This window comes from Streptomyces sp. NPDC049879 (genome assembly GCF_044461265.1).
Classification (GTDB): Bacteria; Actinomycetota; Actinomycetes; order Streptomycetales; family Streptomycetaceae; genus Streptomyces.
The window spans coordinates 875,421-883,577 of the sequence record NZ_JBITKT010000002.1 but is presented as its reverse complement, the minus strand read 5'-3'; the positions used below and the strand labels follow the sequence as shown (position 1 = coordinate 883,577).

7 protein-coding genes are annotated in these 8,157 nt (G+C 72.6%); 5 read left to right on the top strand and 2 right to left on the bottom strand.

Annotated elements, in window-relative coordinates; all coding sequences use genetic code 11:
• Positions 1 to 356: 356 nt before the first annotated feature.
• The 5 genes from ACIBPC_RS11170 (at position 357) to ACIBPC_RS11150 (ending at position 6,397) form a co-directional block, all read left to right on the top strand.
• A complete protein-coding gene (locus tag ACIBPC_RS11170) occupies positions 357 to 1,172 on the top strand; it encodes an ABC transporter permease (RefSeq protein ID WP_398842980.1) in 816 nt (271 codons plus the stop codon).
• A gap of 31 nt (positions 1,173 to 1,203) precedes the next feature.
• Entirely contained in the window at positions 1,204 to 1,968 is a 765-nt protein-coding gene (locus ACIBPC_RS11165; RefSeq protein WP_362961166.1) for an ABC-2 family transporter protein, read from the top strand.
• Positions 1,969 to 1,983: 15 nt separating this feature from the next.
• On the top strand, positions 1,984 to 2,964 hold the full coding sequence (locus ACIBPC_RS11160; protein WP_398842977.1) for an ATP-binding cassette domain-containing protein: 981 nt from the start codon (positions 1,984 to 1,986) through the stop codon (positions 2,962 to 2,964).
• A gap of 137 nt (positions 2,965 to 3,101) precedes the next feature.
• Positions 3,102 to 3,836, top strand: coding sequence for an ABC transporter ATP-binding protein (locus ACIBPC_RS11155; RefSeq protein WP_398843051.1), 735 nt, complete (start codon positions 3,102 to 3,104; stop codon positions 3,834 to 3,836).
• Positions 3,833 to 6,397: an ABC transporter permease gene (locus ACIBPC_RS11150; protein ID WP_398842975.1), complete on the top strand. Its 2,565-nt coding sequence runs from the start codon at positions 3,833 to 3,835 to the stop codon at positions 6,395 to 6,397. Before ACIBPC_RS11155 ends, ACIBPC_RS11150 begins: the two co-directional genes overlap by 4 nt.
• Positions 6,398 to 6,460: 63 nt before the next feature.
• On the opposite strand, the gene proC is transcribed toward ACIBPC_RS11150, so the two are convergent.
• Positions 6,461 to 7,306, bottom strand: a complete 846-nt coding sequence (gene proC / locus ACIBPC_RS11145; protein WP_398842972.1) for a pyrroline-5-carboxylate reductase — start codon at positions 7,304 to 7,306, stop codon at positions 6,461 to 6,463.
• Between the two features lie 4 nt (positions 7,307 to 7,310).
• Complete coding sequence (locus ACIBPC_RS11140) at positions 7,311 to 8,144, bottom strand: class I SAM-dependent methyltransferase (protein ID WP_398842969.1); 834 nt, start codon at positions 8,142 to 8,144, stop codon at positions 7,311 to 7,313.
• Positions 8,145 to 8,157: the final 13 nt, after the last annotated feature.

Below are 8,157 nucleotides of genomic sequence, written 5' to 3'. Positions count from 1 at the left end.
CTTTTGGCACGCTGTTGAGTTCTCAAGGAACGGACGCTTCCTTCAAGACCCTCTCAGGCCTCTCCGGGCGCTTCCCTTCGGTGTTCCCAACTCTACCACGCTCGATTTCTCGAACTTCCGCTTCGTCGGGAGCAGTTGCTTACACCGTAGAGCATTCTCCCGGCCGATCCAAATCGGCCTCCCGGGCAAGCTCGAAGGACCTTACGGACCGGCCCAGGCAGTGTCAAGTCGAGACCTGGGACGGCCCGGCAAGCCCTGGCAGGGGCAACTCGGCGGTCCTAGGCTGGGTTGCTTTGGTGCCTTGCGCCGCAACGGAGTTGGCGCGCGGCCGGCCGCGCGGTCACGGGGAGGGCGGGGTGCGCGTGCGGGGATCGGGGATCTATCCGGCGGTGGCGGTGAGCAGCTTCCGCCGCTATGCCACCTATCGCGCTGCGACGTTCGCCGGTGTGGTGGCCAACACAGTGTTCGGTTTCATCCTGAGCTACACGTTCATCGCCCTGTGGGACCTGCGCCCGCAGCTCGGCGGATACGACCGGTCGCAGGCGCTGACGTTCGTCTGGGTCGGGCAGGCGCTGCTGGCCTGTGTGTCGCTGATGGGCAGCGGTGTCGGCGACGAGTTGCAGGAACGGGTGCGGCGGGGCGATGTCGTGATCGACCTCTACCGTCCGGCGGACTTCCAGCTGTGGTGGTTCGCCTCCGACCTCGGGCGCGCGTCCTTCCACCTGCTCGGCCGTGGCGTCGTGCCGATGCTGCTGGGCGCGCTGGCTTTCGACCTGGCGCTGCCGTCCGACCCGCTGCGGTGGGCGTTCTTCCTGTTCGCCGTGTTCGTCGCCGTCCTGGTGAGCTTCAGCATCCGTTTCCTCGTCGGCCTCTCCGCCTTCTGGCTGATGGACGCGGCGGGGGTCTCGGCGGTCTACACGCTCACGTCGATGTTCTTCTCGGGAATGCTGATGCCGCTCACGGTCTTCCCCGGGGATTTCGCCGATATCGCGCAGTGGTTGCCCTGGGCCGCGACGCTCCAGGTGCCGGCCGACGTCCTGCTCGGACGGTACGCGGGGGCCGGACTGGCGGGGGTGCTCGCGCTGTCGGCGGCCTGGGGTGTGGCGCTGTTCCTCGTGGCGCGCGCCGTGCAGGCGGCGGCGACGCGGCGGGTGGTGGTCCAGGGTGGGTGAGGCGCTGCGGTCGTACGCGCTGATCGCCGCGATGTGGATGCGATCGTCGATGACCTACCGGTTCTCGTTCGTGCTGACTTTCGTCGGCAATGTGGTGCTCACGGGGCTCGACTTCATCGCGATCCTGATCATGTTCGCCCATGTCGACGCGCTCGGCGGGTTCTCCGTCGCCGAGGTCGGGCTGCTGTACGGGACGACGAGCTTCGCGTTGTCGGTCGCCAACCTGCTGACGGGTGAGCTGTTCCGCGTCGGGACGCGGATCAGGGACGGGTCGCTGGACGTGCTGTTCGTACGGCCCGTGCCCGTGTTCGTGCAGCTCGCGGCCGACCGGTTCGCGCTGCGGCGGCTGGGGCGGGCCGTGCAGGGGCTCGTCGTCCTGGCGTGGGCGCTGCCGCGCGTGGACGTGGAGTGGACGGCGGGGCGGGTCGGGCTGCTGGTGATGATGCTGCTCGCCGGTGGGGCCATCTTCGTGGCGATCTTCGTCTTTGGCGCGGTCTTCCAGTTCTACGCGCAGGACGCGGCGGAGGTGCAGAACTCGTTCACGTACGGCGGCAGCACGCTGCTCCAGTACCCGCCGACCATCTTCGCGCGGGAGCTGGTGCAGGGGGTGACGTTCGTCGTGCCGCTGGCCTTCGTGAACTGGATTCCGGCGATGCGGCTGCTGGGCAGGGACGATCCGCTGGGGCTGCCGGGATGCGTGGACTTCCTCTCGCCCGTGGTGGCGGGGGTGCTGCTGCTGGGGGCGGGGCTGGCCTGGCGGCGGGCGCTGGGGACGTACCGGAGCACGGGAAGTTGAGGGGAGTAGAGGGGGATGGCGATGGGTGAGGCGCTGATAGAGGTGGCGGACCTGGAGAAGGTGTTCCAGGTGCGGCGGCGTGCCGGGCGGTGGCGGCGTACGCGGGAGGAGGTGCGGGCGGTGGACGGCATCTCGTTCACCGTCGAGCGCGGGGCGATGGTGGGGTACATCGGGCCCAACGGGGCGGGGAAGTCCACGACGATCAAGATGCTGACGGGCATCCTCACGCCGAGCGGGGGGCGGCTGCGGGTCGCCGGGGTCGATCCGGCGCGGGAGCGCACGCGGCTGGCGCGACGGATCGGGGTGGTCTTCGGGCAGCGCACGACTTTGTGGTGGGACCTGCCGCTGCGGGACTCGTACGCGCTGGTGCGGCGGCTGTACCGGGTGGACGAGGCGCGTTTCCGGGCGAACCTGGAGCGGTGCGTCGAACTGCTCGACCTGGCGGAGCTGCTGCCGGTGCCGGTGCGGCAGCTGTCGCTGGGGCAGCGGATGCGGGGCGACATCGCGGCGGCGCTGCTGCACGACCCCGAGGTGCTGTACCTGGACGAGCCGACGATCGGGCTCGATGTGATCAGCAAGGCGAAGGTGCGCACGTTCTTGCGCGATCTGAATGCGGAACGGGGCACAACCGTGTTGCTGACGACGCACGATCTGTCCGACATCGAGCAGTTGTGTTCGCGGGTGATGGTGATCGACCACGGCCGGCTGATGTACGACGGCGCGCTCGCCGGGCTGCGGGAGACGGGGGACGGGGAGCGGACGCTCGTGGTGGAGCTGGAGCGCGAGCTGCCGCCGATCGAGGTGCCCGGAGCGCGGACGGTGCGGGTGGACGGGCCGCGGCAGTGGCTGGCGTTCCCCGCGGCGGCGAGCGCGGCGCCGCTGGTGGCAGCGGTCGCGGCGGGGTATCCCGTGGCGGATCTGTCGCTGCGGGAGCCGGACATCGAGGACGTCATCGCGCGGATGTACGACCAGGGTGCAGTGGGGAAGGTGGGGTAAACCGCAGGGCGGACACGGCCACCTGCACCATCGTGCCGGACCCCGCGTGGACGGCACCGTTTCCTCCGTACAGGAAAGACCGGGCAGGACCGTCCGCGGAGGAGACGAACGTGACAACGGCTGTGGCGACCGGGGTGGTGAGCACGCGGGCCAGGGGCGTCGTGAAGGCGTACGGCGCGGGTGAGACCCGGGTGGTGGCTCTCGACCATGTGGACATCGACATGGAGCGGGGGCGGTTCACGGCGATCATGGGCCCGTCGGGGTCGGGGAAGTCGACGCTGATGCACTGCCTGGCCGGGCTCGACACCGTCACCAGCGGCCGCATATGGCTCGGCCAGACGGAGATCACCGGGCTGAAGGACAAGCGGCTCACGAAGCTGCGGCGGGACCGGATCGGGTTCATCTTCCAGGCGTTCAACCTGCTCCCCACGCTGAACGCGCTGGAGAACATCACGCTGCCCATGGACATCGCCGGCCGCAAGCCCGACAAGGAGTGGCTGGACCGGGTCATCGAGACGGTCGGCCTGGCCGGGCGGCTCAAACACCGCCCCGCGCAGCTCTCCGGCGGCCAGCAGCAGCGCGTCGCCGTCGCCCGCGCCCTCGCCGCACGCCCCGACATCATCTTCGGCGACGAGCCCACCGGCAACCTCGACTCCCGCGCCGGATCCGAAGTCCTCCAGTTCCTGCGCCGCTCCGTCGACGAACTCGGCCAGACCATCGTCATGGTCACCCACGACCCCGCCGCCGCCGCGTACGCCGACCGCATCGTCTTCCTCGCCGACGGCCGCATCGTCGACGAGATGCACCACCCCACCGCCGACCGCGTCCTCGACCGCATGCGCCACTTCGACGCCAAAGGCCGCACCTCATGACCGTCCTCAAGACCTCCATGCGCAACTTCCTCGCGCACAAAGGCCGCATGGCCCTCTCCGGAATCGCCATCGTCCTGTCCGTCGCCTTCGTCTGCGGCACGCTCGTCTTCAGCGACACGCTCGACCGGACCTTCGACCGGTTCTTCGCGTCCACGACCCCCGACGTCACCGTGGGCCCGGCCGACGGCGGGCACGGGCAGGACACCGGCCGCGCGCGTACGGTCCCCGGCTCGCTCGCCGAGCGGGTGCGCGGGATCGACGGGGTGGCCGACGCGGAGGGCGTCGTGTCCGTCACGGACGTCACCGTCGTGGACGGCGACGGCGAGGACGTCGCCGGGGACAGCGGCGCGCCCACGCGGGCCGGTGACTGGGGCCCGGCCGTCCGGCGGTCGATGGAGCTGGTGGCGGGCCGCGAGCCGGACGGGGCGCACGAGGCGCTGCTCGACGCGGACACGGCGGAACGGCGCGGCATCGCGGTCGGCGACCCGTTGCGGATCGTCGCCGCGCCCGGGTCGTCCGACGTGACGGTGAGCGGGATCGCCCGGTTCACCACGGCCAACCCGGGGATGCCGGTCGTGCTGCTCGACCAGGGCGCGGCCCGTGAGCTGCTGCTCGGCGCGGGGGACGCGGTGAGCGAGGTGCGCGTCACGGCGGCGGACGGCGTGGCCGACGCGGAGCTTGCGCGGCAGGTCGCGGAGGCGCTGGGGGCGGGCGCGTTCGAGGTGCGGACGGCGGCGGAGGTGGAGGACGACCTGGCGGCCGAGGTGGGCTTCCTGGAGTACGTGCGGTACGGGATGCTCGGGTTCGCCGGTCTGGCCGTGCTGGTGGGGATCTTCCTGATCGTCAATACGTTCTCGATGCTCGTCGCGCAGCGCACCCGCGAGATCGGACTGCTGCGGGCCCTGGGGTCGAGCCGCCGCCAGGTCAACAGGTCCGTGCTCACCGAGGCCCTGCTGCTCGGCGTCGTCGGCTCGGCGGTGGGTGTGGGGGCGGGGATCGGGCTCGCCGCGCTCCTGCTGCGGCTGATGTCGGCGGCGGGTGTGGAGGTGGACCTGTCGCAGCTGACGGTCTCGGCGGTGACGCCGGTGGCGGGCATGGCGACCGGGGTGCTGACGACCGTGGTGGCCGCGTGGCTCCCGGCGCGGCGCGCGTCCCGTGTCAGCCCCATGGCGGCGCTGCGGGAGGCGGCGTCGGCGGGGCGGGAACGGACGGGCCGGGTGCGGGGCGTGCTGGGGCTGCTGCTGTGCGGGCTCGGCGGGGTGGCGCTGGCCGCTGCGGTGGGTGCGGAGGACACGGCGGACGGGGGGATGTACCTGGCGGGCGGTGTGCTGCTGACGCTGGTGGGTGCCGTGGTCGTCGGTCCGCTGCTCGCGGGGGTGGTGGTGCGGGGCGTGGGCGCGGTGGTGCTGCGGCTGTTCGGTCCGGTGGGGCGGATGGCCGGGCGTAACGCGGTGCGCAATCCGCGGCGTACGGGCGCGACGGCCGCCGCGCTGATGATCGGCCTGGCGCTGGTCGGTGCGCTGTCGGTGATCGGCTCGTCCGTCGTCGCGTCGGCGTCGGAGCAGCTGGACCGGTCGGTGGGCGCGGACTTCATCCTGGACACGGCGACGGAGCAGCACTTCACGCCGGAGGTCGAGGCCGCGGTGGAGGGCGTTCCCGAGGTGGCGCGGGTGACGCATGTGTCGACGGTGTCGGTGGGGATCACCACGTCGGACGGGGCGGAGACGGCGGACGAGGTCGTGGCGGCCGATCCGTCGTACGCGGAGGACATGCGCGCGGAGACGGTGGCGGGGGAACTGGCCGACGCGTACGGGCGGGACGTGATGTCGGTGGGTGAGGCGTTCGCCGAGGAGCACGGCGTGCGGGTGGGGGACGAGCTGTCGGTGCGGTTCGTCGGCGGGGACACGGTGGCGCTGCGGGTGGCGGCGATCACGTCGCAGGACACGCTGCTCGACGCGTCGGCGAAGTACGTCTCGCTGGACACGGCGCGTGCGCACCTGCCGGCGGATCTGGTGCCGCTCAGTTCCGTGCTGTTCGTGTCGGCGGTGGACGGGCAGGAGGAGGCGGCGCACGCGGCACTGCGCGAGGCGCTGGCGCCGTTCCCCCAGTTCAGCGTGCGCAACCAGGCGGACTACAAGGAGCTGCTCCAGGATTCGATCGGGCAGATGCTGAACCTGGTGTACGCCCTGCTGGGGCTCGCGATCGTCGTGGCGGTCCTCGGCGTCGTGAACACGCTGACGCTGTCGGTCGTGGAGCGGACGCGGGAGATCGGGCTGATGCGGGCCGTGGGGCTGTCGCGGCGGCAGCTGCGGCGGATGGTGCGGCTCGAGTCGGTGGTGATCGCGCTGTTCGGCGCGCTGCTCGGCCTGGGGATCGGGCTCACCTGGGGCGTGGTGGCGCAGCGGGTGCTGGCGCCGCAGGGCTTCGGGGTGCTGGAGGTCCCGTGGGTGACGATCGGCGCGGTCTTCGCGGGCTCGGCGGTGGTGGGTCTCGCGGCGGCGCTGCTGCCCGCGTTCCGGGCGGGGCGGATGAACGTGCTGCGGGCGGTCGCGGCCGACTGAAGCGCGGCCCCCGCCACGGGCCCGTTCACCCGCACGGGGGACGGGCCCGTGGCGCGCGCGGGGTCAGCGCTGCCCGCCGCCGAGGGCGCGGCTGCGGTCGTGGGCGGCTTCGAGCGCGGCGATGAGCGCGGCCCGTACGCCGTGGTTCTCCAGCTCGCGGATGGCGCTGATCGTCGTGCCGCCGGGCGAGGTGACGGCCTCGCGCAGCCGTACGGGGTGCTCGCCGCTGTCGCGGAGCATCACGGAGGCGCCCACGGCGGACTGGACGATCAGGGCGTGCGCCTTGTCGCGGGGCAGGCCGAGGAGGATGCCGGCGTCGATCATCGCCTCGACGAGGAAGTAGAAGTACGCGGGTCCCGAGCCCGACAGGGCGGTGGCGGCGTCCTGCTGGTGCTCGGGCAGGCGCATCGTCCGGCCGACGCTGCCGAAGATGTCCTCGGTCCAGTCGAGGTGCTCGGCGGTGGCGTGGGCGCCGCCGGAGATGACGGACATGGCCTCGTCCACCAGCGCCGGGGTGTTGGGCATGACGCGGACGACCGGGGTGCCGGAGGGCAGCCGGTCCTCGATGAACGCGGTGGTGACGCCCGCCGCGGCCGAGATGACGAGGCGGTCGGGCGGCAGGCCGGGAGCCAGCTCGTCCAGGAGGGCCGCCATGTCCTGCGGCTTCACGGCGAGGATCAGGATGCCCGCGCTCTTGGCGGCAGCGGCGGTGTCGGTGGTCTCGACGCCGTAGCGCTCGCGCAGGGCGGCGGCGCGTTCGGGGCGGCGGGTGGTGGCCAGGAGGTCCGCGGGGGTGCGGCCCGACCTGAGCAGGCCGCCGAGCAGGGCCTCGCCGATCTTGCCCGTGCCGAGGATGGCGATCTGCGGCCGTGCGGAGGGGGATGCGGAAGAGGGCGTGGAACTGCTCATGGCGTCATCCTCGCACCGACGCGGCCCCGGTTCCGGCGGCGTCCGCCCTGTGGGCGGCGACGGTGAGGCGTACGACGTAGCGCTCGGTGACCTGGCCGTCGGGGAACGCCTCGGTGGCGGCGCGGCGTTCGGCGGCCAGCAGCGCGGCGGCTTCGGGGCCGGCGACGGTGAAGTAGGAGTGGGAGGCCAGGTTCGCGAGGTGGGTGTCGATAGTGACGGTGCGCTGCCAGGGGATCTCGCGCGTGGAAACGGTGACGGGGAGTCCGAGGTCACGGATGACGTCCTGGGCGCGGCGGCTCATGTCGTGGCCGTGGTAGTGCGGGAGGCCCCGGCGTACGCGGTCCTCCTGGGCGGCGGCCCACGGGTCGGCGGGGTCGGAGATGTTCCACCACAGGGCGAGGGCGCCGGTGGGGCGCAGCACGCGGAGGGCTTCGGGGACGGAACGGGCGGGGTCGGTCCAGTGCCAGGCCTGGGCGTAGGTGACGAGGTCGAACGAGGCGGGGGCGAACGGCAGCCGGTTGCCGTCAGCGCGGACCAGCGGGACGCCGGGGAGCGCGGCGCGGAACTGGGCGGCCATGCCGGGCCCCGGCTCGGCGGCCGTGACGCGGGCCCCGCGCTCGTGCAGCGGGCGGGTGCCGAGCCCGGTGCCCGCGCCGATGTCGAGGACGCCGGCTCCGGCCAGGGGGCGGCCGGTGAGCAGTTCGACGGCGTCGTAGAGCGCGGGCGGGTAGGTGGGGCGTGCGGCGGCGTAGTCGGCCGCGATGGCGTCGAAGGAGGTGGCGTACGGGCGCAGGTTGTCCGGGAGGCCGGAGGCGGGGCGGTGCTCGGGGCGTGCCATGGCGGCCATTCTC

Excerpts from the sequence above, each read along its gene's own strand:
- ACIBPC_RS11165 (WP_362961166.1), top strand. The coding sequence starts at position 1,204 with ATGTGGATGCGATCGTCGATGACCTACCGGTTCTCGTTCGTGCTGACT.
- ACIBPC_RS11160 (WP_398842977.1), top strand. The coding sequence starts at position 1,984 with ATGGCGATGGGTGAGGCGCTGATAGAGGTGGCGGACCTGGAGAAGGTG.
- ACIBPC_RS11150 (WP_398842975.1), top strand. The coding sequence starts at position 3,833 with ATGACCGTCCTCAAGACCTCCATGCGCAACTTCCTCGCGCACAAAGGC.
- proC (WP_398842972.1), bottom strand. The coding sequence starts at position 7,306 with ATGAGCAGTTCCACGCCCTCTTCCGCATCCCCCTCCGCACGGCCGCAG.
- ACIBPC_RS11140 (WP_398842969.1), bottom strand. The coding sequence starts at position 8,144 with ATGGCACGCCCCGAGCACCGCCCCGCCTCCGGCCTCCCGGACAACCTG.